This is a genomic window from Bacillus sp. FS02 (assembly GCF_024398395.1).
GTDB classification, from domain to species: Bacteria; Bacillota; Bacilli; order Bacillales; family Bacillaceae; genus Bacillus; species Bacillus altitudinis.
Window position 1 is genome coordinate 918,116 of record NZ_CP074101.1, and the last position, 24,664, is coordinate 942,779.

Consider the following 24,664-nt stretch of genomic DNA (forward strand, 5'->3'; position numbering starts at 1 on the left):
GAATGCACGTTCTATCGCTCTTATTCTAAAAAACACATTTTTAGGGGTAAAAAAAGAGGTTTTAACTTCCTCCTTGTATAATTCATTAAAAAACAAGAAGAAAGGGAAGATCAGAGATGGAGAAAACCTACTTTTTGACTGTATTTGATTCGTCAGGTGAAACCTTATTAAACGAAAAAATCACCACAGATAGTGATGAAAAAGCAAAAGAATTAGGACGTCATCGTTTAATCGAACAACAATACACAAAGCATTCTCACCGGCTCGTAAATGATGCAGGTAAACTTCTTTTATTTGAACGTTAAAAAAGCCGGCATCCGCCGGCCATTCATTCTTCTATTTAATGAAACACAGGACGTCTTTTTTCCAAAAACGCTTGAACACCCTCCTGATGATCACGGCTTTGTCTCAGTCTAGCTTGTGCAGCACGCTCTTTTTGAAGAACGGCTAACAGCTGTGATTCTGACTGCTGAAAATAAATCATCTTTGTTTCAACAAAGGCTTGAAGCGGCATATTTAAAAACGGCTTGACGCACGCTTTCTGATACGTATCCACCTCATCTTGAAACACGCCGTCTGCAAGGCGAAGCTTGAGCGCTTCTTCAGCCGGCAGCTTTTGCCCGCTCCAAATCAATTGTTTAGCGGTTTGTTCACTAACTCTTTTGGTGAGGAAAAAATGCCCTCCGCCATCTGGGATTAACCCGATTCCATTAAAGTTCATGGCAAGTTTAGCATCTTGATGCATAAACAAATAGTCACAGCTAAGGGCAAAGCTAAAAGCAAGACCAGCCGCTGCCCCGTGGACAAGTGCAATCGTCACTTTTTTCATACTGGCTAAAGAAAGTGTAATTCCCTCGATCAGATCCATCACGCGATGAAAATCTTCTTCACGATCTTGCTTTAGCATCATGCCAATATCTCCGCCTGCTGAAAACCCTTTGCCCATCCCCTTGAGTACAACAATTTTCGCACTGCTCTCACTCGCTGTATCACACGCTTCCTTCAATTCAGCAAACATGTCAACATGAAACGAATTATACGCTTCAGGCCTATTGAAAACGATTTCAAAAATATCCCCATCTACCTGACAATTGATATATGTCATCATCCATTCCCCCTCTTTCTTTTCAAGCTCATCACTTACTTCAATTTCCATCAAGCAATTCCTTTTCCTCTACACAAAAAATTTCAAGATCAACTGATACTAAAATAAGCATAATTGTTGAAACGAGAAATATATTTTTATATAGTAAAATAAGAAATAAAACATCATATGAAAGGGGGAGAATGATTGATAAGAAGTTCCATATGTATATTGATTAGCTGCATCGTCATGTTTTCTCCCTTTTCAAATGTCGTTTTTGCTTCACAAGCAGAAGCGAGCACACCGAGCCTGATTTCTCCATCGATTTATGATGAAGAAATCAATGCTGTGAAGACACCTCCGTTTTCAAAAAAACATGCCGCATCTCTTCTGTTAAAACAGAGGTTATCAATGGGCGCTTCAAAAGCTTTTCTTGTAAAGCTTGCACTAGCCACAGCGTTATCTATTGATTTATGTTTTTTAGAAATGAAGTGTGCAATCCCCATTATGTACCAATCAAATTACCTCGACTGATTCATTTTATTTCATCCGTACTCACTATATGAAAAACAAAACCTATCATATTCGGAGGGATAAAATGAACATTAAAGAAAATGATCTTCCTGGGATTGGAAAGAAATTTGAAATTGAAACGAGAAATAGAGAAAAGATGACGATTGTGATTCATGATGATGGCAGACGGGAGATTTATCGTTTCGACGATGAAGATCCAGATGAAATACTGTCCACCATTTCTCTCGATGATGCTGAAGCCCGGCAAATTGCGGCCATTATTGGCGGTATGGTGTATAAGCCGCAAGCACTTGAAACGATTGAAATGGCATTCAATGATTTGATCATTGAATGGTTTAAGGTAGAAAAAGACGCAAAAGCGGTTGGACATACACTCGGCGATTTAGATGTGAGACAAAATTATGAAGTCACCGTCATTGCGATCATTAAACATACAAATGAAAAATTACTCAACCCCGGTGCCGATTCGATTATTCAAGCAAATGATACGATGGTCATTTCAGGCGAAAGAAAACACTTGAAGCGATTGATACGTGATTTTCTTTCTAGAGGGGGAGAGTGATGAATGGATCATTTAGTCTTTGAAGTTGGAACGGCGCTTATTCTCATCGCCATTGCCAGCTTAATCGCCAATAAAATTAAATTTTCTATCATTCCTTTTCTCATTGTCCTCGGGATGATTGTTGGTCCGCATGCACCAACCATCGGGATCATTGATTTGAAGTTTATCGAGAGCACCGAGATTATTTCATTTTTTGGTAGAATGGGTGTCCTGTTCCTTCTATTCTACCTTGGGCTTGAGTTCTCTGTCGGCAAACTCATAAAATCGGGTAAATCCATTGCAGTCGGCGGATCTATTTATATTTTGATCAACTTTAGCTTAGGATTGCTTTATGGGTTTATCACAGGCTTTGGATTCCTTGAAGTTCTCATTATGGCAGGCGTTATCACCATTTCATCCAGCGCCATTGTCGCCAAAGTCCTTGTCGATTTAAAACGGACAGCGAACCCTGAAACAGAGTTAATTCTTGGGATTATTATGTTTGAGGATATTTTTCTCGCCGTCTATTTATCTGTCGTATCCGGTCTTGTCCTTGGAGATGCCACGTCTGTTGGCGGTGCCTTATTATCTATTTTAATCGCTTTTGGTTACATGATGATTTTCTTTATCATCGCACGTAAGCTGCCAAAACTATTAAACAAACTATTCGATATCCGTTCAAATGAAGTATTTATCATTGTCATTTTTGCCGCTTTGTTCTTCGTGGCTGGTTTTTCAGAAACGATTCATGTCGCAGAGGCCATTGGCGCTCTCTTACTCGGTCTAGTGTTTTCAGAAACAGAGCACTCAGACCGCATTGAACATCTCGTTGTTCCTTTTAGAGATTTCTTTGGCGCCATGTTCTTCTTCAGCTTCGGATTGAGTATTGATCCATTTACATTAGGAGATGCCTTCTGGCTTGCGATCGGCGCTGTCATTCTCACCTTAATTGGGAACTTCACCGCCGGGATGTTTGCTGGAAGAAGAGCCGGTTTCTCTCATAAAGCTTCTTCTAATATTGGATTAACCATCGTATCAAGAGGAGAGTTTTCCATCATTGTAGCCGAACTTGGGATTGCAGGCGGGCTTGCCGCTACATTGAAGCCATTTGCTGCATTATATGTATTAATCCTTGCGATTTTAGGACCGCTAGTGACGAAAGAATCAAAGCGTATCTATCAAATCCTAAACAAAATCTTCAAATGGAAAACTGAAAAACCAAAAGTAAAAAGAGAAACAACCATTTAATTGAAAAGGGCCCAGTGCTGGGGCCCTTTTTTTATTTTATATCTATTCAAATTGCTGAAATGCTGTTTCTTGCTTCACTTGTTCTTTCGTATCCCCGCGAATGGTTCGGATGACTTTCTGATTGCGGTAGATCGATAGTTTTAAATTGGTCGCCGCTGTTCCATGAGAGTGATCGAGGTTCGTGAATGTAAAGAAATGATGAGACCGTTTGTCTTTAAACACAAGCCTGAAGTCGTCTGTCACTTTAAAATGCTTATCGCTCTCCCATTCAATCAATGGTTCATATGCGCTAAACCATTCCGGAATATTAGGCGTATATCCTGTAGCCAATACCACATGATCGGCTGTGATTTTCTTTTCTTTCTTGAGCTGCCATTGTTTCAAATGCAGCTCTACCTGCTGCTCATCCTCCATATGTATCGCTTCAAGCTCCGTCATTGGCTGAATGAGTACAGATGGCTCTTCTCCTGAAACGGAGCGATGGTACAATTCCTGATAAATGTGAGAAAGCGTCGATGCATCTATGCCATTCCTTAATCCTGCCAGTCTAGGCAATGTGTTCATCCGTTCTTCATAAGGAAGGGAATGAAAATATTCAACATACTTAGGTGTAAATAGCTCCTGACCAAGCTCCGCTGTCTCTAGTTCTCTAAATTCACTTGAACGTGTAAACCATGAAAGCTGCTGTCCTTTCTTCTGATGCTGAAGCAGGTCTAAGAAAATTTCAGCTGCACTCTGACCTGAACCAATCACCGCCACCGTTTCAGCTTCATGAAGTTCTTTTTGTTGATCCACATAACGGCTGCTATGGGTCACATGCGGCAACGCAGCTTCTGGCACATCGACAGGAATCATCGGCTTGCTTCCCGTTCCAAGAACGACATGTTTTGCACGATATTCAGAAAGCGCCCCATCTTTCAACCGCCGAACTTTTACAAGATACCCGTCTTCACAGTCGGTCACTTCTTCCACCTTCATCCCGAACTGACAGCTATCTAATTCACCTGCAACCCATGATAAATACTCATTGAATTCTCTCCGGGGGATATCAAATTGTTCAAATGTATAAAAGCGGTGAAGCCTGTTTGATTCATGTAAATAATTTAAAAATGTATACTTGCTCCTTGGATTAGCCATTGTCACAAGGTCCGCTAGAAAGGAAACTTGTAAGTCTGTTCCTTTGATGAGCATACCAGGATGCCAAGCAAATTCGGTTTCCTGTTCAAAAAAACAGCATGTCACATCTTCATACTCCTCTAATAAAGCGGCCAATCCTAAATTTGCTGGCCCAATCCCAATTCCGATCACATCCATCATATGTACACCTGCTTTATCTTTTTACCCCCTATATACCCTTTTACAAATGAAAAAAACACTGCGTCACCGCAGTGTTTACATGTGAGAAACAAATAATGACTCAAGGAATTGAATCTTCTCTTCCGTATAGTGCTCATAACGATCATTATAAGACTTTGGATCTTTTGGATTGGCATATTGCGTAATTTTTCCAGTTCGCGGATCAATGAATTTACTCGCAGCACCGCATCCGATGCCAATGATCGTCTGCACCTCTTCCATGATGATAATATTATACAAACTTTCCTGTCCATCTAACGAATACCCGACATTTTCGAGATTCCCTAAAATGTTTTTTTGTCTGTATAAATAGTACGGATGATAGTCATGTTCCTTTGTCCAAGCAACCGCTTCATCCATCATACGTGTGATCTCTTCTCGGTCTGCCACTTGATACTTTTCCTTATTGCGGGTCATTTCAGACGCTCTCTTAAAGGAAAGTGTATGCACCGTTAAAGATTCGGGCTTCAGTTCTTCTGTCTTGTACAAGGAATGTTGGAATTCCTTTAGCCCTTCTCCTGGCAGCCCGATGATTAAGTCCATGTTAATATTATTCATGCCATACTGCCTTGATAAATGATACTTTTCAATCGTTTCTTCCACACTATGGTGCCGGCCAATCGCTTTCAATGTTTCATTCTCATATGATTGCGGATTGATACTAATCCGGTCAATATGATAACGGTTGAGCACTTCCAGCTTATCAGGTGAAATCGTATCAGGTCGTCCCGCTTCTACAGTGACTTCCCGAATATGTTTCACATCTGGAAAAGAGCGATACATCTCCTCATACAGCAAATCCATTTCTTCTGCTGTAATACTCGTTGGAGTACCTCCGCCAAAATAAACAGTCGTCACTTTAATCCCATGTTCCTTTAACCATTCGCCCATTTTTTGCATCTCATAATGCAGCCCAAAAAGAAACGTTCCCACTCTTCCAGCTTGTCCTTGAATGGCATAAGCAGGGAACGTGCAATAAGCACATTTTGTTGGACAGAAAGGAATACCGATATAAATACTCACTTCCTCCTGTAGATCGTACAGATCTGGAATAGCTTTGATTTGACGATCAACAATCTCCTGCATCAAATGGATCTTTTCATCATGAATCAAGTAATCGCGCTTTAACGCTGCATGTGCTTCTTCCTTTGTCATGCCTTCTCTTAGCATCTTATGAAGTAATTTCGTAGGGCGTATCCCCGTAAGAATCCCCCATTTTTGCGTCATTCCTGTATATTCCTGAAGCAGATGTAAATAAACAGACAACACAGTGTTTTTGATTTGCTTCCAGCGCTCTTTTTCATTCAAGCTCTCTGGCATCTCTCTTGTAAAACGACTCGTCATATCTGATCCAGCAATATGGCCAGAAGCCTCCACCATACCGCCATTTTCTTTCCAATCAAACACCATCACTAGGCCATCGTTTGCTTCACCGGAATCAAACAGCACTTCACTATCTTCTTCAAATAAATTGGCTATATTGACAAGCGGTCGATGAAATCGTTCATCAGACAGCCCTTTAACTAAAATTCGCATCGTATCACCTTTATCTTCAAACTTGTTTCATTTTACAAAATTCATCTAGGAAAAGCAATGAAGAGAACAGACGAAGGCCCTGCCATTTCTTAATAGACAGGGCCTTCATTATATTATCGTTTAATATCAAATTGATGTAAAAAACCTTCCCTTTGCTGCATTCTAAAGTATTCTTTGATCATATAAGCAACACCCTGTTCATCATGAGAACGTGTCACCCAATCGGCTTTACGTTTGACCGAATGAGGTGCATTCCCCATCGCAACGCCTAAGCCAGCTAACTCAAGCATCGGGATGTCGTCTGTCCCGTGACCGATCACGACCGTATCTTCTAATGTAAAACCTAATGCTGAGGTTAAAAGAGAAAGTCCTGCCTCTTTCGATACCCCTTTGCATACAATGTTCATTTTCTCATCACTGATCTTAATCAGATCAACAGATGGGAATGCTTGTTGAATGGTTGTGTGGATTTCAGGCTGAAGTGCTGCCGTCGAATACACTTCAATGACAGGTGTGCTAACCGGTTCATCCATGAGCATATCACTTAATGATTCAACAAATTGAACGGGATAGAAAATGGGATCAGACGGATGAATCAACGTTTTTCCCATCAATTGAGACTGTGTTTTTTTCCGATTGCCGATTGAGAATTTTTCATGTAACAAGCGAACATTACAATCAAAGCTTTCAAGGATCTGCACAAGATTAAATGTTTTCTCTTCCGTTAATTTCTTCACATGGAGCGGCTCATCAAGCTTATCAGCGATAAATGCACCACTATGCGTCACAAGAGTTGAAGTCGGTATTTTCAACGCCTTGGCAATTTTTTGCGCGGATCGAAAATGACGGTTGGTGACAATCGTCACGTAAACCCCTTTTTTCTTAACATATTCCACAGCTTCTTTTGTAGCGGAATGGATTTTCCCATTGGAACGAAGTAACGTTCCATCTATATTGAGTGCAAGTAGCTTTTTTGACACTGAGGCATCCCCCTTCTTGATGACTGTACTTACGATGAGGATATGCCCTAGCTTATCGCTTTAGAACATGCAGTTGAAGCAGCCCTTGTTTTATGTCTAATCGCAAATAAAAAAAGCCTACCCCTAGGCTTTTTTTTTATGTATGGTTTGGATGCGTAACAATGGCGTGATGAAGCTCCCCATGATCCCCTCATCTTTCACACACCAAAGCATTGCTTATATCATATCCCCTTATGCTTTGCTTTTCTCCCAGAAGCGCTTCTCTCTCATTTGGCTCATCGCCGTAAATCCAAAGTGGAACGCACCCAATTCATCACGATAGCGCTTTTTGAAAGCACTTTCAATAAGTATTATCGCAGAATTTACGAGCTTCGACAACCCTTTTTTTAAAGATATACAAGTGGCGATATGAATGAAAAAAAGGGCGAATATGATCGCCCTTTCAATTAATTTTCTTCTGCATTTCCATAAAGCTCTTCAAGAGGCTTCATGATAATTTTATTTAATTCACCGATGAGAACACTTATGCGTTGTTCTGCTTCCATCAACTGAGAGATTTTATCGTGCTGCTGCACAAGTGCAACCGTTTTTTGCGCTTGCTCTACTTCTTCTTGTGTAATCTCTTGCCCAGTCATTTGTTTTTGCTGAAGGTTTACTTGAATGTCACGGAAGTTCTCAAACATTCTTTTAGAGGACTCATCCCCATTTACCTCATCATAAAGATTTCTTAACGCTGAATATTCTTCGCTATGACGCAGTGCTTTTTCAAGGTCATATGCAACATCATAAAGATTTACAGACATGTTATGTCTCCTTTCTATCCGTTATCACCGATATGGATCGGCGGACACCACTCCACTATAACAAACTATGGCTTTCGTTTCACATATATACAATAAATTCATCGAAATTTCTCGATCTTGCCTTAGAATAAGGTGACAAAAATCGCTTGGACAGCACCGATCAATCCACCTAAAAGACCGCCTAAAAATGTGATCATCTTCAGCTCCTTATTAGATATGCTGATCACAAGCTCTTCCATTTTTTCAAGCGGGAAAAGTTCAATTTGTTCACGAATAATTTCTTCAAATTGGAGCTTTGCGAGCAGTCCCTCAAGCGCATTAGATGCGGCTTCAATCCCTTTATCAATGAGAGACGGAGCAAATTTGGTCTTAAGATCATCCGCTACTGCACTGATGTAAACTCCTACTGGTCTATCTAACAGCACCTTTGTAGAAAAATGTGAAAGCAATTGCTTTTTCACACTAAATAGAAGCTCTTTCACATTCCATTTTTTATCAAGCTCATGTAAAGAAAATTGCTTTACCTTGTCCCATTCTTGAACAAGTAAATCTGATAAAAACCTTTTTGTCTCTGCATTCTTTAAGAACTTCATCATTTCAGGATGTACGCGATCAATTAAGCTTGAATTCCCTAAAAACATTTGGACCATACTGCCAAGCATTCCTCGTTCTTTTAAGAAATCATCTATCATATGACCGAGTCTTGCTTTTCCCTCATCACTTTCAAAATAATGAATGCCTCTCTTTAAAATATAATCTGCGGCATCTGGAATTTTGGATGCAAGCTTATTTTCTACATCCTGTGGCAGCAGCTCAGACAACGTTTGCTGATCATACTTTTCAAGCAGTGAGTGGAGCTTATGATCAGTCCACTGATGAAGCCATGCGTCAGCTTTAACGTCAGCCTGTGAAAAACCGTATCTTTCTAACATGGAGAAAACCGTCATTTCCATATCAGCACCTTTATCAATATATCGGTGCACTGTCTGCAATATCTCTTGCCTTGCCTCCGATGATTCAAATCGTTTTTGAATACCCTCTGGCGTTAGTAAATGCTCCATCACCATGACGCCAACCTGCTTGGCTACTTCATCTCTCCTTTTAGGAATAAGACCTGGTGTAAATGGGAGCTGCTTCCCAAATAAATAATATGGCTTATACGGACGAAAGAGCATTTTAATTGCGAGATGGTTTGTTGCTGCCCCTATAACTGCACCTATCACAATCATAAAGATAAACGTTGTGAATATATCCAAAGTCGTCATCTACCTTTCAAACAACACCTGAAGTTTATTGTTTTTATCTATACGTATTATAGTTGTTGTCAAGAGCCCAAGCAAATGAAGCATTCAATGTGACATATGAGACAACGATCTGTCGTAATGATATAGGAACGCCAAGTTTATGTAAAATCAACAAAAAGTGTTTTTCAGATGTTAAAAAAAGAATTTGAAAAGTAGGTGTTGTTTCATGACGTCAACGCTCGGCATTGTCACTCTTTCTCCGAAGCATGAAGAGGCATTCACACTTCAGCTTGCCAAAGCAGCCTCTTCTTTTGATTTAGAAGTTGTTCGTTTTTCACCTCTAGATTTAAAGCCTGCTTCAAATATCATTCACGGTCAAAAATTTAAGACTGGCAAAGGATTTGAAGCGTCAGAATTTCAGATTCCTGACTTGATTTATGATCGTTGTCTTTATCAGCATGACGCACAATCAAAAAAAGCAAAACCTATCATGAATTGGTTAAAAAAGTATCCAAAAACCGTTTTTTTGAATACTGGAATTTCAAATAAAATGCGGCTATTCGAGCAGCTCCGTCTCCTCCCTTCTTTACAACCATACTTACCTGTCTGCTCTCTATTGACAGAGCCTTCAGACCTTCTCAACTTGGTCAGAAAGGGCGGATATTGTAAAATACAGCCGCTTTCTCAACAGCACGCAGCACCCTCTTGCTTCATTTCTTTAAGAGACAAATCACTCATTACTGTGCAGCTAAACGCTAAGCAAATCATCACCTTTTCACATTCAGAAGAGGTTGAGCGTTGGTGCAAAAAGTATATCGGCCGATCTTTCCTTCAATTTTTTAACACGAATGATCAAAAAGACGTTATTTTCAATGAAATTAGGATTTTTCTTATAAAAAATTCACAAAATCAATGGAATAGCATGGGGATTCATACAAAACCATCAGTAGAAAACAGCCTTTTAAGCAATACACAAAATTCCATTCATGTGGTAGCCTTTGATCACTATTTAAACTCATTAAAGCCACACATCAAGGAGCTGCTGTTAGATGATATTGCCTCCATTCAGTCATCTCTTCCAGCGTTTATAGACAAAACTTTCTCACCGTGTATTGAATTCGCTATAGACTTGCTTCATACAAATGAAGGCAGACTTTTCATCTCAAATGTAAGATCAAAGCCAGGACGATCCTCTTTTTTAAAAGCTTACCCTGAGAGGGAGAATCAATTGATTCAGACCATACTTGAACATGCCAAATCGATGATGGCTGAAGAAAAGGAGGTTCCTTATGAAGAGAAAACGCTACATCATCGCTCCTCATTCAGCAAGTGAAAAAACAGTACATCTCCCTGCTCAGTTTAAAGAGCAGGGGCAATTTTATCTATTGCTTTAGGTTCTTGTTTAGTAGATGATTTCACCATTTCCTATCATCATCAATCACAAAGGATTTTATTATCAGAAGACCTTTATCGCGCTTTACTCATTCCATACAAAACGAAAGCTGATGTCATATTAGTTCAACATACACTCTATATAGGACCTCTCATCGGCATTTTCACTGCAGGATTCGAACAAAATACAGCACCTTTAGGCGCAAGATCTTCCTATTTTATAAAACTGCTGCAATCTTGCAGGCAGCATGCTGGTTTTGCATATCTTTTTGGTACTCATTCGATCGATTGGGATAAAGGAATAGTAGACGGTTTGCTTTACCAAGAGGAGCGCTGGGTAAAAAAGCAGATGCCCCTCCCATCCGTTGTTTATGACCGGCTGCCTAATAGAAAGGCTGCTCAGTCGGCATTCATTCAAGAAACAAAACGAAAACTCATTCAAGACTACGATATCCCTTGGTTCAACCCTTATTTTTTTAATAAATGGGACATTCATGAACAGCTATTAACAGATGAAAAAACAAGCTTTTTCTTACCACATTCCATACGATTAGATCCTTTTGATGCTTTAATTAAAATAGAAACACTCCTTCATCTGCATCATGTCATTTATTTAAAACCAACAAACGGCAGTCACGGAGACGGTATTTATCAGTTAAAGAAGACGGAAAACGGGATCACTGTCTGCTCAAATAAAGGGAAATCCACTTCATATCATTCTGTAGACCATTTCGTGAAAAAACTGCGAAAAGATTGTGCAATGCAAGACTTGATTGCACAACAAGGCATTGAGCTTCTTCAAATAGACAATCAACCACTGGATTTCAGAATTCATACGAATAAAAATAAGTATGGTCATTGGACTGTTACAGCCGTTGCTGGAAAAGTTTCAGGAGATCACACTGTCACAACCCATCAACTGCATGGTGGTTCAGTAAAAACACTGTATGATATCTTTCCTGATGCAGAGAAACGTTTGAAGATTTTGCAAGAGCTCTCTGATACTGCCCTCGCTCTTAGTCGTGTGATAGATGAAAAAATGCCTGGTCTGATTGGGGAAATTGGTTTTGACTTAGGTATTGATCACTTGGGTGCTATCTGGATGTTTGAAGCCAATTCTCGTCCAGGCCGCGAGATTTTTCTGCATGCACCATTGAAAAACTCAGAATGGCTGATTGGGAAAAGAATCGTTGAATACGCATCTTACCTAACACAAATGGCTCTTACTCCTATAGACCATGCAAACGCCTACTGATGTTTTCTTTTCATGTCTCTGAAATCTGTGCTTTCCCTATGCTCTTTTCATCAGATGAGATACAATAAAACCAAGTTCAAGGTTGTTTCCGGATTGTCGTGTGTATTTATTGTTTCATCAATAAAAGCAAGGAGGCAATGATGATATGATTTCTCATTTTCAATGGAAACCTCTCTTTAAAAAAGCGCAATTACCTGGCTGGAAAATATCCTTTTTTCATAATGGTTCACACTATGAAGGCATTTATCACAAAACGGGTGATATTGAATGGGGCTCTCAGCTTCCGCCTCATGAAGTTGAACCAACCTTAAAAGAAGAAATCCACGAATTAATGCTATTCCATGTGTATGATTAAACTGTTTAAGGAGCCTCGCCATGTTAGAAAAACTAAAACTTGTTTACGGACACCATATCATCAGTTCACCAACAAATGATAAACAAATTCTCTGGTATCAAACAGACGAAGGCGAAATTTTCGGAGTAAACAAAACGGAGCTAACAGAAAGAGAAACGCTTCTTCTCAATTCATTCCTCACACCAATTGATGTACCTCATACGCAGGAGACGGAAGAAGAACAGAAATGGTACAGCTATCTCTTTGAAAACAAATCAATCACCATTGATCAATCTGTCCGTGTTCATTTTTTTAAAATGGAGCACCAAGCAGAACAAAGGCAGCAAATAAAAGAGGCTGTGAACAGCAGCCTCGAACATATTCATTTCATATGGACAGGCACTGAAACAGCTATGCTCATTCAAACAAATGCTACATCAGAAAATGGTCAACTTGAACAGCTACATGATTTGTCTCAAGCCATCACAAGTGATTTTTTAACAGACGTTGTCTTCATGCAAGGACAGCTGCATTTGCCGAATGGAAATTTAAAAATGAGATTATTAAATGAACATCAGCTCTTTTTATGGCATCTGAAGCAAGGAAAACTTAGGTCAGGGGTTGCAACATTTTATCAATGTCTACCTGCTTTCATTCGCCATGATACAGACATGGTTTCTGCCGCTATTTCAGATGCATTTATAGAAACAATCTTTGATCGGGACGTTTACCGGACTCTCACGACCTATATGCAGTGTAATTTAAATGCATCGCAGGCAGCAAAAGCGTTATATGTTCATCGAAACAGCCTTCAGTATCGGATTGATAAATTTATTGAACGGACAGGGCTAGATATACGGCATTTTCAAGAAGCGTCAGCTGCTTATTTCATGATGAATCTTCTCGATCTTTCTTAAATGATCCTATCATGAGCACCTTGCCTAAAAATGAAAATAAGATGTTGTGCACGTTGTCCATTTACAGACACCCTTCCTTTTTATACACTTCATTTATAAGTAAAGCGCTTTCAAAAAAGACTGGGAGGCTACCACCTATGGCTGAAATGATGCTAAATCAAATTTATAAAGTGTACGATAACAAAGTAACAGCAGTAGATAACTTTAATCTACATATTGAGGATAAAGAATTTATTGTGTTTGTTGGTCCATCTGGGTGCGGAAAATCAACAACTCTCCGCATGATTGCAGGCCTTGAAGAAATTTCACAAGGGGATTTTCTATTAGACGGCAAGCGAATGAATGATGTGGCACCAAAAGATCGGGATATTGCGATGGTTTTCCAAAACTATGCCTTATACCCTCATATGAATGTGTACGATAATATGGCTTTTGGATTAAAGCTTCGAAAATTTCCTAAAGCAGAAATTGATGAGCGGGTACGAAACGCTGCAAAAATATTAGGACTTGAACAATACTTAGATCGAAAACCTAAGGCATTGTCTGGAGGTCAAAGACAGCGTGTTGCACTTGGAAGGGCCATTGTGCGAGATGCAAAAGTCTTTCTTTTGGATGAACCTCTCTCTAATTTAGATGCTAAACTTCGAGTTCAGATGCGTGCCGAAATTTCTAAACTTCATCAGCGGCTGCAGACGACATTCATCTATGTCACACACGATCAAACAGAAGCTATGACAATGGCTACTCGGCTTGTTGTCATGAAAGATGGCTTTATTCAGCAGGTTGGCGCACCAAAGGATGTGTATGAAAACCCAGAGAATGTCTTTGTAGGAGGATTTATTGGCTCTCCAGCGATGAACTTTTTTACAGGAAAACTGTCTGACGGAGCCATTGCCATTGGGAATACGCACATTCGTGTACCAGAAGGAAAAATGAAAGTATTACGCAGTCAGGGCTATATCGGAAAAGATGTGATTCTAGGCATCAGACCAGAAGATTTCCATGATGAGCCTGTGTTTATAGAGGCTTCTGAAGGAACAAAAATTGAAGCAAACGTAGAAGTGGCTGAATTAATGGGAGCCGAAACGATGCTTTATTCTTCTCTCGCTGGTCAAACGTTTATTGCACGTGTTGATTCTCGCACAGATATTCAGGCAGGTCAGACGATCCCTCTTGCCATTGATATGAATAAAGCGCACTTCTTTGATACAGAGACTGAGCTCCGCATCCGCTCAGCTGAATAAGAAGACGTTCCACAAACCATCACCATTGGGTGGTGGTTTTTTGTATGTGAAAACAACATTTACCATGTTCTTTTTCCGTATGTTTTTTTCGATGCGAACCATAATATTTAGTACAAAGCAGTTACCGCATTGGGTTTCGCCAAGTGGCAAATGACTTGGTCATTTCGCTGGTGCGACTCCAGCAAACCCAACCAAAAAAATCATATATAAAAAGGAGATTCACATCATGGCAAATTCTAACAGTTCAAATCAATTACTAGTTCCTGGAGCAGCGCAAGCAATCGATCAAATGAAATACGAAATCGCTTCTGAGTTTGGTGTAAACCTTGGAGCAGAAACAACAGCTCGTGCTAACGGTTCAGTTGGTGGAGAAATCACGAAACGTCTTGTATCTTACGCTCAGCAAAACCTTGGCGGAACAAAAGCTTAATTTCATATCTGGATCATAGAAGGCACCTCTTATGGTGTCTTCTTTTTTTGGTTTTATCCCTCACCGATTCCTTTTGAATTCATATGATGTATTAGAAAGGAGCGGATCTTCATGGACATTATTTCAGGTGTGAATTTTGAACTTCTACAATTTGTTGGTCTCTCTCTATTATGTGAATATGCTCATAGTATTCGGTCCTTTCATCTTTATAAAAAAAGCATGACATAAAACTGTACCATTTTAAGTTCTTTTCACTTATAGTATGTAGTGGAGGGATCGATCAGATGAAAATAGCTCTTTTCGGTGCTCATGGACGTGTAGGACAAGCATTTCTTCGTTTCGTAAAAGAAGATGATCGTTACATGGTTCGCTCGTTAATTCGGACAAACCGGGAAGAAATGCTTGCGGGTATGTTTCAAGTCACCGGCAATTCCAGAAATCAAGAGGATGTCCTTGAAACGATTAAAGGATCAGATATTGTCGTGAGCTGTCTATCAACAGATGGTGATGATACTTTATCTGTTTCAATGGAGCATATCGTACAAGCCATGAAGCAAACAGGAACATCAAGAATTATAACGATTGGCACTGCGGGGATTTTAAAAGCAAGGCGGCAGCCTGAGCTTTACCGCTTTGAAACAAATGAATCAAGGCGAACCACTTCCCGAGCTGCTAAAGAACATGCCAAAGCATTTGAAATTCTTCAATCAACTGAACTAGATTGGACAATCATTTGCCCAACCTATTTACCAGATGGAGAAGTGACACGGTCATATCGCTATGAAAAGAATTTTCTCCCTATAGATGGACAGAAAATTTCAGTTGAAGATACCGCACACTTTTTGTATCAGCAGTTAAACTCAAAGGAATTTGTGCATCAACGCGTCGGTATCGCTTATTGATGGAAACACACCCAATGTAGCCAGAGAAATTCAAAAAGCCGAGGTGAAAATCACCTCGACTTTTTAATATGAGTATAAAAATAAATTAAATTGAATATTTCAAAAAATCAATTAAAGAGTAATCCAGCCTGATTTTGAATGAACTCTTTTTACTACACCTTTTCCTGTAACAAATCTAATTCTTTTTCCTTTTACTTTGTACTCAATGAAAGGCAATTGAACATCTATAAGATCGTATTTTTTATTCTTAGTTAAAAAGTCTTCTAAATACCCCATTTGCCAATATCCATTATAAACCATATTCTTAAGAGTACCTCGAGCACTAGGAGCTAAGGTAGTTATTAAACCAGACACTCCCGCAACTACTCCTGCAGGTGTACTAGTTACAAATACCAATCCAAGTACAGTCGCACTTGTGCCTAGTGCATCTTTTAGCTTGCTGTAATCTTTTTTATTAAATCCTTTATCAAAAATATTACGCTGAGCAGATGTCATTTTTCTAACTTGGCTTAAATTAAGAGTAACCCTTGCAGCATATTCTGAAGAATCAATATTACCTAAAGCATGAACTTGTCCAACCTGATTAGCAGTCTTAAATGATTGAATTTGTGATGATAAATCAGTTTTTGTCTCGACTACTTGTTTCTTTGGTACTTTTTGTTCAGCTGCTGATGCAGATGATGTAATTTCACTAAATCCAGAAATAATTAATGTTGTTGCAGCAATCAAGATGACGTTCTTAAATAACCTTTTTTTACTCTTCATATTCAATCCTCCTGTTTTTTGATACAAGAATATAATATCACAAATAAGAGAAAATCATATATTTTTGGATAAAAAAACTAAAAAATATGTATAAAAATTCATTAATTAACCATTTTACATATCTTATTTCACATATGTGATATTGATTCATAATTACAAAAATATATCTTCCTATTAATATTAAAGTTACTTGAGTTTCACCACTGAGAAAAGCCTCTTTCAGTTGAAAGAGGCTTTCTATATTAAAATACTTCATTAGCTGCTCGTCACAGCTCCCTTTTGTAATTCGTACATTTGCGCATACAGTCCACTTTGCTCCATGAGCTCTTCGTGGCTGCCGCGTTCGACAATTTCACCCTTTTCTAACACCAAAATCATGTCAGCTTTCTTAATAGTAGATAATCGGTGTGCAATGACAAAAGTGGTTCGTCCTTCTTTGACGACATCCAGTGCCCGTTGAATGATGGCTTCTGTTTCTGTATCAATGTTAGCCGTCGCTTCATCTAGAATTAAGATCGCTGGATCGTATGCCAGTGCACGGGCAAATGAAATCAATTGACGCTCCCCAGAGGAAAGAGTACTCCCCTTTTCAACAACTGGTTCATCAAAACCTTCAGGCAAATGCTTTAATAGTTCTGCTGCGCCCACTTGCTTTAACGATGTTTCAATCGTTTCTCTTTTAATGTCTTCATTTCCTAAACTGACATTGGATGCGATCGTTCCAGAAAATAAATAAGGATCTTGTAGTACAATGCCCATTTGCTTACGCAGCGTTTGGCGCGACTGATCATAGATGCTTTCTCCATCAATGAGAATGTCCCCATGCTGAATATCATAAAAACGCAGCAGCAAATTCATGATCGAACTTTTCCCAGAACCGGTATGTCCAACGAGTGCCACCGTCTGACCTTTTTTGGCCTCAAAGGTGATGTTCTTTAATACATTTTTCCCTTCATTATACGCAAAGGTAACATCCTGAAATTGAACGTGCCCCTCGATTTTCTTCTGAACCGGTTCTTCCACTTCAGTACCAGGCTCATCTAATAATCGAAAGACCCGTTCAGATGAAACCCTTGCTAATTCTAATCTAGAAAATTGATTCACAATGCCTGTAATCGGCTGGAACAAACGATTTAAATAATCGACAAATGCATAGAGCACCCCAATCGACACAATGCCCGTCGCGCTTAAGGACGCGCCGCCAAAATACCAAATGAGTGCGACGTATGCTAAGTTCCGAAGCAGATTCACCAAGTTATGTGAGAGCAGTGAATTTAAATGAAGCATCTTTCGCTGATATCGAAAGTGATTGTTATTCAGCTCATCAAATTCTTCTTTCGTTGCTTGTTCATGTCGAAATGCTTGAATAATCGTCATTCCTTGAATGGCTTCATTTAGCTTGGCATTAATTTCACTGATGATGGATCGAATGCGATGATTGTAAACCGACGCAAACTTTCGGTAAGTCATCGACCATAGGAAAATAATCGGAACAGCCACTAAACAAATGAGCGCCAACTTCACATTTAATAAAAACATGGCGATATAAATGCCAATCATGTAAATGGCACTTGTGACGAAATTCGCTAGTACTGTGACATATAAATCACGAATGGTTTCTGTGTCATTGGTAATCCGCGCGACAACCTTTCCAGCCGGTAAATTATCAAAATACCGAATCGGAAGCGTTTGAATATGTTCAAATACGTCCACTCGCATTTTTTGAATAATGCGATTTGCAATACGCTGGAGTAAATAGTGCTGCCCATATTGAAAGAAAATCGCAATGACGAGCATCCCAAAATAAAATAGAACAAGCTGCACCAAACCACTGATTTCCGGCTGATAAAAAGCGAAGATTTCCTCTTTGGATAAACGCTGTACCTGATACGTCTCACGCTCGCTCCCATTTTCAATGGTGAGCTGATCCCCTTCTATTGTCCGGCTCCCGTCAAAGCGAATCGGTTCATTCACAAAATAGTACCCAAATCCGACTTGCACGACATTGATTTGCTTTCCATCTTCATTTTGATTCTGTAGCCGGTCACTTCTTATATAGTTATTTCCCTGGTAATAAACCGTTTTATCTGTTTTTTCATTTACCTCAACATACGGTTTTTCTACACCTAAAATATGATCATCAATCATTTTTTTCCCAATGAAAGGTCCTGTCAACTCAGCACCAACTGCAATGATCAGAAAGATCAAAGCAACAGACAATACTTTTTTATATAGGAGTGCATAGGCAAGAAGTCTTCTCCCTGTTGTCATGCCTCATCCCCTCCTTCCAGCTGATTTGTCAGCTGCTGACGCAGAAATTGCTCTTTATACCATCCATCTTGCTGAATAAGCGCTTGATGGGTTCCCTTTTGAACAATACGTCCTTCTTCCATGACAAGAATGAGATCCGCATGCTCTACAGCTGATAGACGGTGGGTTGTAATAAATGTCGTTTTTCCATGACGATTTTGTCTTAAATTCTCTAAAATAGCCGTTTCTGTTTTTGCATCAACTGCAGATAACGAGTCATCCAAAATCAAAATGTCTGGATCAATTAATAAAGCACGTGCAATGGAAATCCGCTGCTTCTGTCCTCCTGACAGCGCCACTCCCTTTTCTCCAACCATGGTTTCCAAGCCTTCTGGTAAAAGGCGTAAATCCTTTTCAAAGTAAGCATCTTTAATCGCTTGTGCTAATTCAGCTTCTCTCGCGTCTCTATGACCGAAACGCATATTCTCTTCTACACTTTTAGAGAAAAGGACATGATCTTGCGGAACATAGCCAATCCATTGGAACAGTTGATCCAATTCAATGTCCTCAATTGGAACACCTGAAAACAAGATCTTTCCATCACCTGTCGGATACTGACGAAGAAGCTGTTTGACAATCGTTGTTTTTCCGCTTCCCGTTTTTCCTGTAATACCAATCGTTTGCCCTTTTCGTACAGTAAAGGAGACATCCGTTAGATTATCTTTAGAGGAAGTTGGATATCTAAATGTCACATGTTCAAATTGAATATCGCCAGGCTCTTGTAATCTTTTTGGCTTGGCTGCGTCAGTTACATCCGGTTGATAACTGAGTGTATGATTCAACCGGTCTAATGAAGCATTTCCTCTTTGCATGATATTAATCAATTCACCAATGGCAAACATTGGCCAGATCATCATCCCCAGATAGACGTTAAATGCGACAAGCTCACCAATGGTTAAATCACTTTGGAACACAAGATATGCGCCGTAACCGATACCGATTAAATAACTGATCCCCACAAGCAATTTCACCGTCGGCTCAAACAATGAATCAATGATCGCCACACGCATATTTTTTTGAAAGACATCGTCTGTCATTTCTCGAAAGCGATTCACATCTTGTTTTTCCTGTACAAAAGACCGAATCACCCGAACGCCGGCAACTGATTCTAATACACGATCATTCATATCACCAAATGCATCTTGAGCGACAGTAAAGCGTTCATGAATTTTACTGCCATAAAACGCTATCAAAATCGCCATCAGTGGCATTGGAATAATGGCCATTAAAGTTAATTTCCAGCTGATCGTCAGCCCCATCGTAAAAAAGATCATGAGCATGTAAGCAGTGGAATCGACTAATGTTAAAACGCCAAAGCCTGTTGTTAAAGCCACAGCATTCAAATCATTTGTACCTAACGCCATTAAATTTCCGGTTTTTTTCTTTTCATAAAAGGTGGGTGTCATCTTAAGTAAGTGGCGCATTAATTTTCCGCGCATCACACGCTCCATGACATTCGCGCCGCCAAATAACTGGTACATCCAAAAATAGGTGAGCGCATAGACACTGACACCAAGTAAGCAAAAAATGGTTACGTAAAACAGAATACTGGATGTTGTAAATTGACCAGACCGAATGTCATCAACTGCCTGACCTAGATACCTCGGTGGCAGCATTTCAAGCACATTCACAATGAGCAGCAGCGTAATGGCGATTGTATAGCGCCTCCACTCTTGTTTAAAGAACCAGCCTAATTTCACAAATACTGAAAACATGTTTGTCTCTCCTTTTAAAGCTAGCCGCTTTCTATATTTTCCTGATTGTCACCTTGTTTCGTTTTTTGAGCTTTTGTCATTTGTCTTGCCTTTGGCATGTTCACATGCTTTCACTCCTCTTCATTTAGTTGTTGATGCATTCCATTATTTCGAGATGCGAAATGTATACAACAAAAAAAGAGGCAACCAGCTGACTGGTACGCCTCTTTTATACATGATAAAAAGGCGCATGTTGACAAATACGCAACATACGCCTTGATTCATCCGATCAATTGGAACATACGAGTCCCTTTTCAATGACCAATGAAGGTGTAATTGTCACGTGAATCAACCCATTCATGCAGTTTGATTTCATTCTTCCAATGATGTTGCACATGACATTTCCTCCTTTTGGCTCTTGAATCTTTTTTTATCTTATAGTGGCTGTCACTATTTTGTCAATAAATATTTTTCAATAAATGAAATTTTCTAACAAAAAGTTCACACCCTTTATGTGTATCTTTTTCAGATATCGGGTATACCATGAACGTATAGACTCCTTTTGAAAGGAATGAGGACATTGTTTCAAGCTGATCGGATGGTCGTTGCGTTTGATGGACATGAAGACAGTAAGAAAGCATTAAAGAAGGCAATCGCTTTAGCCAAAACTTTGCATGCCAAGCTGACCATTGCCTACGCTCATGATGGGAAATCCAGCAGACAGGTGTTTGATGCACCTCGCCCAATGACTGGCGGCGCTTATATCGGAGGCGGCATGGCAGACCTTCAAACACCCCCTGTGTATGTACCTCATGATGAACAGCAAAGTCCCTTGATTTTTGAAGACCATACAGAAGAGGTCGTTGCAGAAGCAAGAATGCTGTTAAATGAAGAGCAGTTTGAAGCTGCGATTGAAATTGTTGAAGGGGAGCCTGCAGAAGCGATTATCGAATACGCTGAAGAGATTTCAGCAGACCTCATCGTCATGGGAGCACGTGACCAAAGCAGATTGAAAAAGATGCTCTTTGGCAGTGTGAGTGAAAAGTTATCGTCCAAATCAGATATACCTGTACTGATCGTGAAATAAATGTCATCACAAAAGGCTAAAATGAACTTTATTTTAGCCCTTTGTCTTCTTTTCAGCGTGATAGAAAACCTTTGCAGCCCTAGGAAGGACGAGTACTGGCGCGGAGCGAATTTGACATTCGTGAGCACCAGCACGCAGGACTGACACCGAATGCGAGGGTTTGTCTACACGCTGAAAGGCTGTAAACATCGGTTTACAGCCTTTTTCCTTTTACGAAGAAATAGATGCTTCGCTTTCATGCTTAATTTTTTTCTGGAACCCTTCCTGTACACGCTTCGTGATCTCCCCTGGAACACCTTCCCCAACTGGCTGACCATCTATCTCTACAATTGGAATCACTTCAGCTGTCGTTGAACTAATGAAAATTTCCTGCGCATGCAAAAGTTCGTCTTTACTCATGCGGGTTTCTTCCACATGACATCCTTCTTCCTGACAAACCTCTAGCAGCTTTCTACGTGTAATGCCGTTTAAAATCAGGTTATTTGCTGGGTGCGTACGAATGACACCGTCAATGACGGCATACACATTCGAGGACGTCCCCTCTGTCACAAAGCCGTCTCTTATTAAAATCGCTTCAAACGCACCAGCTTCAGACGCTTTCTGCTTTTCCATGACGTTATATAAAAGGTTTAAGCTTTTAATATCACATCTTAACCAGCGAAGATCTTCAGACAATAGAGCTTTCACACCAGCTGTCTGCTCTTGAATAGGCTTTTTCACTTGAAATGTATATGCCGTAATCTGAGGGGTAAGTACACCATATTGATGTTTACGAGGTGCGACGCCTCGCGTGACTTGAATATACACGCCGCCATCAATCACTTGATTATCTGCGACTAGCTTCTTCAAATTCTCTTCCATATCGGATACTGTACCTTGCAGATGAATGCCGATTTCCTTTGCACTCTTGAATAGACGCTCAGTATGCTCTTTTAATGTAAACAAAGTCCCATTATATACGCGGATGACCTCATAGACTCCGTCGCCAAATTGATAGCCTCTGTCTTCAATATCAACATGTGCATCTTTTTTTTCAATAAAATCCCCATTGTACAATACTTTCATATGGAATCTCCCCTTCGCTTTGCTTAATGGTTGAATCTGATGCTATCTTAGCGGATAAATGTAAACGTTTCAATGATTATTCAGAATTATTTCATATCCATTTGACTGGATAACCTTCTATTGTAACAAATATAGATTCATAACCAAAAAGATTCCAATTTTTTAGCATCTTCTATATTCATAGGCTCTTTTTTCCTGTATACTTACTCCATATGAGCACGACAAAAAACAGCGAAAAAAGACAGAATCCACTACATGATTCGACACAAACTACTGATTTATTGGAGCGATTGTAATGCAACGGGTTACGAAAAAACAGACACCTTCAAACACGATGCTGCTCTCAAAGGCGATTGGTCTAGTCATCCTGACATTGATCCTTTTTTTCATTTGGGATATGTCTAAAACCAATATGCAGGCAGCAGATCAACCGAATGAAGTGTCTGCGAGCAGTCCATTTCGAGACACAAGTACAAGTCTGAAAGCAAAAGATGATTCGCCAAAAACATTAGATGCACATTTTAAGATCAATCCAAACAAACATGTAACGGATCAAACGATCTTTTTGACCTTTGATGATGGCCCTTCTGCTACATCAAATCAGCTGTTAGATGTGCTAAAGTCACAGCAAGTGAAGGCCACATTTTTTATGCTCGGGCCGCAAATCAAAGAACACCCAGCAGCTGTGAAAAGACTTCATCAAGAAGGTCATCAATTAGGACTTCATGGCATCACGCATGATGTGAAACGCTTTTATCAAAAAAGTGATTCTCCTGTAAATGAGATGAAAGAAGATCAACGTATATTGGCTTCTGTTACTGGTGAATATACACATCTTGTGAGAACACCTTATGGCAGTTCACCAAACTTAACAGACCAGCAAAAAACACGTTTAAAACAAAAAGGCTTTGTATACTGGGACTGGACCATTGACAGTCTTGACTGGAAATATAAAAGCTCAAAATATGTACCAGAAGTATTAAATCAGCTGCAAGTGCTTGAAACCAAGTATCCGAAAGAGCCAAAAATCATCTTAATGCATGATCAGCCAGCTACCGCAAAATACTTAAACAGTCTGATCACACAATTAAAGGCGAAGGGCTACACATTTGAAGTCCTTGATGAAACAATGAAGCCACTACAACAATAAAGCAAACCCGCACCTATTGGATGCGGGTTTTTTATGATTTATAAAGCATTCACAAGCTCGCCAATTCGTTCGTGAAAGACAAGATCAAACAGCGGATCGAATTCCGTTTCACTTAAATTCATCATGACCTTAAAGATGGAAGGATGATGAGCAGCATCTTCTGGAATATATCGGGCTGGTGCCACTTCTAAGGAAGTTCCCATGACGAGTAGCATGTCCGTTTGCTGGAGCGATTTCTCCACTTGATCAAAGTGCTTCACCATGTCCCCAAAAAGGACAACATCTGTTTTAAGTACTCGTCCACATGTACGGCCGTCTGATGAAATCCGCTCACAAACCGGTACCTCTTCTTGTAATAAATAAGGCAGTTCGTATGTTGACCCGCATGATGGACATGTAGCTGTTTGAATGGAACCATGCAGTTCATACACATGCTGGCTTCCCGCTTTTTTATGCAGACCATCGATATTTTGCGTGAAAATATCCACGCGTTTTCCTTGCTTTTCTAAATTGGCTAAAAAAGCATGTCCAGCGTTTGGCTCGTACTCTCCACTCATCTTCATTTGAAACAATTCTTTGAATTTCGGCCAAAATTGATGCGGATGTGATAAAAAGTAGGACCGGCTCATTGCCTCCATGCGAGAAGTATCTTCTGTCCATAGTCCACCCGTTGATCTAAAATCGGGAATTCCCGATTCTGTGCTCATCCCAGCACCTGAAAGGACTGTAATATGTGAGGCCTTTGATAATCTCTCTCTTAGCGCTGCCACTTTTGTTTGATCCAACCACCATT

At 39.8% G+C, this 24,664-nt stretch carries 24 protein-coding genes; 13 read left to right on the forward strand and 11 right to left on the reverse strand.

Translation table 11 applies throughout. The annotated features are described in order from the left end of the window. The first annotated feature begins 116 nt into the window (after positions 1-116). Positions 117-305, forward strand: a complete 189-nt coding sequence (locus KFQ09_RS04705) for a YhzD family protein (RefSeq protein WP_008348907.1) — start codon at positions 117-119, stop codon at positions 303-305. 35 nt (positions 306-340) lie between these two features. On the opposite strand, the gene KFQ09_RS04710 is transcribed toward KFQ09_RS04705, so the two are convergent. Beyond that, positions 341-1,156: an enoyl-CoA hydratase gene (locus KFQ09_RS04710; protein ID WP_080688154.1), complete on the reverse strand. Its 816-nt coding sequence runs from the start codon at positions 1,154-1,156 to the stop codon at positions 341-343. A gap of 135 nt (positions 1,157-1,291) precedes the next feature. On the opposite strand from KFQ09_RS04710, the gene KFQ09_RS04715 reads away from it, so the two are divergent. The 3 genes from KFQ09_RS04715 to KFQ09_RS04725 all read left to right on the forward strand — a co-directional run bounded on the left by KFQ09_RS04715 (position 1,292) and on the right by KFQ09_RS04725 (position 3,407). Further along, positions 1,292-1,618, forward strand: coding sequence for a potassium:proton antiporter (locus tag KFQ09_RS04715; protein ID WP_242731830.1), 327 nt, complete (start codon positions 1,292-1,294; stop codon positions 1,616-1,618). 64 nt (positions 1,619-1,682) lie between these two features. Further along, the gene (locus tag KFQ09_RS04720; RefSeq protein WP_008348915.1) at positions 1,683-2,180 is read left to right on the forward strand and encodes a cation:proton antiporter regulatory subunit; all 498 of its coding nucleotides are present in this window, start codon (positions 1,683-1,685) and stop codon (positions 2,178-2,180) included. Between the two features lie 3 nt (positions 2,181-2,183). Beyond that, positions 2,184-3,407 carry a cation:proton antiporter gene (locus KFQ09_RS04725; protein ID WP_007497140.1) on the forward strand — a complete coding sequence of 408 codons (1,224 nt, stop codon included), beginning with the start codon at positions 2,184-2,186 and terminating at the stop codon, positions 3,405-3,407. 42 nt (positions 3,408-3,449) lie between these two features. Here the strand turns inward: KFQ09_RS04725 and KFQ09_RS04730 are convergent, their stop codons facing one another. The 5 genes from KFQ09_RS04730 to KFQ09_RS04750 all read right to left on the reverse strand — a co-directional run bounded on the left by KFQ09_RS04730 (position 3,450) and on the right by KFQ09_RS04750 (position 9,338). Continuing rightward, complete coding sequence (locus KFQ09_RS04730; protein WP_098681045.1) at positions 3,450-4,724, reverse strand: lysine N(6)-hydroxylase/L-ornithine N(5)-oxygenase family protein; 1,275 nt, start codon at positions 4,722-4,724, stop codon at positions 3,450-3,452. Positions 4,725-4,799: 75 nt separating this feature from the next. Beyond that, complete coding sequence (locus KFQ09_RS04735; RefSeq protein WP_081114748.1) at positions 4,800-6,299, reverse strand: coproporphyrinogen III oxidase; 1,500 nt, start codon at positions 6,297-6,299, stop codon at positions 4,800-4,802. A 113-nt stretch (positions 6,300-6,412) separates the two neighbouring features. Continuing rightward, complete coding sequence (locus tag KFQ09_RS04740) at positions 6,413-7,279, reverse strand: Cof-type HAD-IIB family hydrolase (protein ID WP_008348923.1); 867 nt, start codon at positions 7,277-7,279, stop codon at positions 6,413-6,415. 446 nt (positions 7,280-7,725) lie between these two features. After that, complete coding sequence (locus tag KFQ09_RS04745) at positions 7,726-8,082, reverse strand: YlbF/YmcA family competence regulator (protein WP_255836063.1); 357 nt, start codon at positions 8,080-8,082, stop codon at positions 7,726-7,728. Positions 8,083-8,204: 122 nt separating this feature from the next. After that, positions 8,205-9,338, reverse strand: a complete 1,134-nt coding sequence (locus tag KFQ09_RS04750) for a DUF445 domain-containing protein (RefSeq protein ID WP_017360325.1) — start codon at positions 9,336-9,338, stop codon at positions 8,205-8,207. Positions 9,339-9,552: 214 nt separating this feature from the next. Here KFQ09_RS04750 and KFQ09_RS04755 point away from each other — a divergent pair, with 214 nt between their 5' ends. From KFQ09_RS04755 to KFQ09_RS04785, 7 genes are all read left to right on the forward strand, one after another. Further along, positions 9,553-10,659, forward strand: coding sequence for a YheC/YheD family protein (locus KFQ09_RS04755; RefSeq protein WP_035392532.1), 1,107 nt, complete (start codon positions 9,553-9,555; stop codon positions 10,657-10,659). A gap of 372 nt (positions 10,660-11,031) precedes the next feature. Further along, positions 11,032-11,973: a YheC/YheD family endospore coat-associated protein gene (locus KFQ09_RS04760; protein WP_255836064.1), complete on the forward strand. Its 942-nt coding sequence runs from the start codon at positions 11,032-11,034 to the stop codon at positions 11,971-11,973. 145 nt (positions 11,974-12,118) lie between these two features. Further along, positions 12,119-12,328, forward strand: coding sequence for a YheE family protein (locus KFQ09_RS04765; protein WP_008348933.1), 210 nt, complete (start codon positions 12,119-12,121; stop codon positions 12,326-12,328). Between the two features lie 20 nt (positions 12,329-12,348). Next, entirely contained in the window at positions 12,349-13,224 is an 876-nt protein-coding gene (locus tag KFQ09_RS04770) for a helix-turn-helix domain-containing protein (protein WP_017360327.1), read from the forward strand. 137 nt (positions 13,225-13,361) lie between these two features. Next, positions 13,362-14,468 (forward strand): ABC transporter ATP-binding protein, encoded by a 1,107-nt coding sequence (locus KFQ09_RS04775; RefSeq protein ID WP_024719977.1) that lies wholly within the window; start codon positions 13,362-13,364, stop codon positions 14,466-14,468. Positions 14,469-14,694: 226 nt separating this feature from the next. Next, on the forward strand, positions 14,695-14,898 hold the full coding sequence (locus KFQ09_RS04780) for an alpha/beta-type small acid-soluble spore protein (protein ID WP_008348940.1): 204 nt from the start codon (positions 14,695-14,697) through the stop codon (positions 14,896-14,898). 284 nt (positions 14,899-15,182) lie between these two features. Continuing rightward, positions 15,183-15,800 carry an NAD(P)-dependent oxidoreductase gene (locus KFQ09_RS04785; protein ID WP_017360329.1) on the forward strand — a complete coding sequence of 206 codons (618 nt, stop codon included), beginning with the start codon at positions 15,183-15,185 and terminating at the stop codon, positions 15,798-15,800. A gap of 111 nt (positions 15,801-15,911) precedes the next feature. Here the strand turns inward: KFQ09_RS04785 and KFQ09_RS04790 are convergent, their stop codons facing one another. The 3 genes from KFQ09_RS04790 to KFQ09_RS04800 form a co-directional block, all read right to left on the reverse strand. Further along, complete coding sequence (locus tag KFQ09_RS04790; RefSeq protein ID WP_035392539.1) at positions 15,912-16,565, reverse strand: hypothetical protein; 654 nt, start codon at positions 16,563-16,565, stop codon at positions 15,912-15,914. 255 nt (positions 16,566-16,820) lie between these two features. Continuing rightward, a complete protein-coding gene (locus KFQ09_RS04795; protein WP_008348945.1) occupies positions 16,821-18,836 on the reverse strand; it encodes an ABC transporter ATP-binding protein in 2,016 nt (671 codons plus the stop codon). Next, complete coding sequence (locus KFQ09_RS04800) at positions 18,833-20,590, reverse strand: multidrug ABC transporter ATP-binding protein BmrC (RefSeq protein ID WP_035392543.1); 1,758 nt, start codon at positions 20,588-20,590, stop codon at positions 18,833-18,835. The genes KFQ09_RS04795 and KFQ09_RS04800 overlap by 4 nt, the downstream gene beginning before the upstream one ends. A gap of 559 nt (positions 20,591-21,149) precedes the next feature. Here KFQ09_RS04800 and KFQ09_RS04805 point away from each other — a divergent pair. Beyond that, positions 21,150-21,656, forward strand: coding sequence for a universal stress protein (locus KFQ09_RS04805; protein WP_008348950.1), 507 nt, complete (start codon positions 21,150-21,152; stop codon positions 21,654-21,656). A gap of 210 nt (positions 21,657-21,866) precedes the next feature. Here KFQ09_RS04805 and dat read toward each other — a convergent pair whose 3' ends face one another. After that, positions 21,867-22,721, reverse strand: a complete 855-nt coding sequence (gene dat, locus KFQ09_RS04810) for a D-amino-acid transaminase (protein ID WP_255836065.1) — start codon at positions 22,719-22,721, stop codon at positions 21,867-21,869. Positions 22,722-23,016: 295 nt separating this feature from the next. Between dat and KFQ09_RS04815 the strand changes: the two genes are divergently transcribed. Then, positions 23,017-23,871 (forward strand): polysaccharide deacetylase family protein, encoded by an 855-nt coding sequence (locus KFQ09_RS04815; RefSeq protein WP_024719972.1) that lies wholly within the window; start codon positions 23,017-23,019, stop codon positions 23,869-23,871. Positions 23,872-23,909: 38 nt separating this feature from the next. Here the strand turns inward: KFQ09_RS04815 and KFQ09_RS04820 are convergent, their stop codons facing one another. Beyond that, on the reverse strand, positions 23,910-24,641 hold the full coding sequence (locus KFQ09_RS04820) for an NAD-dependent protein deacylase (RefSeq protein WP_026050067.1): 732 nt from the start codon (positions 24,639-24,641) through the stop codon (positions 23,910-23,912). Positions 24,642-24,664 lie beyond the last annotated feature (23 nt).

Bases quoted from the DNA above. Each gene is read 5' to 3' on its own strand.
- KFQ09_RS04705 (WP_008348907.1), top strand. From the start codon at position 117: ATGGAGAAAACCTACTTTTTGACTGTATTTGATTCGTCAGGTGAAACC.
- KFQ09_RS04710 (WP_080688154.1), bottom strand. From the start codon at position 1,156: ATGGAAATTGAAGTAAGTGATGAGCTTGAAAAGAAAGAGGGGGAATGG.
- KFQ09_RS04720 (WP_008348915.1), top strand. From the start codon at position 1,683: ATGAACATTAAAGAAAATGATCTTCCTGGGATTGGAAAGAAATTTGAA.
- KFQ09_RS04725 (WP_007497140.1), top strand. From the start codon at position 2,184: ATGGATCATTTAGTCTTTGAAGTTGGAACGGCGCTTATTCTCATCGCC.
- KFQ09_RS04730 (WP_098681045.1), bottom strand. From the start codon at position 4,724: ATGATGGATGTGATCGGAATTGGGATTGGGCCAGCAAATTTAGGATTG.
- KFQ09_RS04735 (WP_081114748.1), bottom strand. From the start codon at position 6,299: ATGCGAATTTTAGTTAAAGGGCTGTCTGATGAACGATTTCATCGACCG.
- KFQ09_RS04745 (WP_255836063.1), bottom strand. From the start codon at position 8,082: ATGTCTGTAAATCTTTATGATGTTGCATATGACCTTGAAAAAGCACTG.
- KFQ09_RS04755 (WP_035392532.1), top strand. From the start codon at position 9,553: ATGACGTCAACGCTCGGCATTGTCACTCTTTCTCCGAAGCATGAAGAG.
- KFQ09_RS04765 (WP_008348933.1), top strand. From the start codon at position 12,119: ATGATTTCTCATTTTCAATGGAAACCTCTCTTTAAAAAAGCGCAATTA.
- KFQ09_RS04770 (WP_017360327.1), top strand. From the start codon at position 12,349: ATGTTAGAAAAACTAAAACTTGTTTACGGACACCATATCATCAGTTCA.
- KFQ09_RS04775 (WP_024719977.1), top strand. From the start codon at position 13,362: ATGGCTGAAATGATGCTAAATCAAATTTATAAAGTGTACGATAACAAA.
- KFQ09_RS04780 (WP_008348940.1), top strand. From the start codon at position 14,695: ATGGCAAATTCTAACAGTTCAAATCAATTACTAGTTCCTGGAGCAGCG.
- KFQ09_RS04785 (WP_017360329.1), top strand. From the start codon at position 15,183: ATGAAAATAGCTCTTTTCGGTGCTCATGGACGTGTAGGACAAGCATTT.
- KFQ09_RS04790 (WP_035392539.1), bottom strand. From the start codon at position 16,565: ATGAAGAGTAAAAAAAGGTTATTTAAGAACGTCATCTTGATTGCTGCA.
- KFQ09_RS04795 (WP_008348945.1), bottom strand. From the start codon at position 18,836: ATGACAACAGGGAGAAGACTTCTTGCCTATGCACTCCTATATAAAAAA.
- KFQ09_RS04800 (WP_035392543.1), bottom strand. From the start codon at position 20,590: ATGTTTTCAGTATTTGTGAAATTAGGCTGGTTCTTTAAACAAGAGTGG.
- dat (WP_255836065.1), bottom strand. From the start codon at position 22,721: ATGAAAGTATTGTACAATGGGGATTTTATTGAAAAAAAAGATGCACAT.
- KFQ09_RS04815 (WP_024719972.1), top strand. From the start codon at position 23,017: ATGCAACGGGTTACGAAAAAACAGACACCTTCAAACACGATGCTGCTC.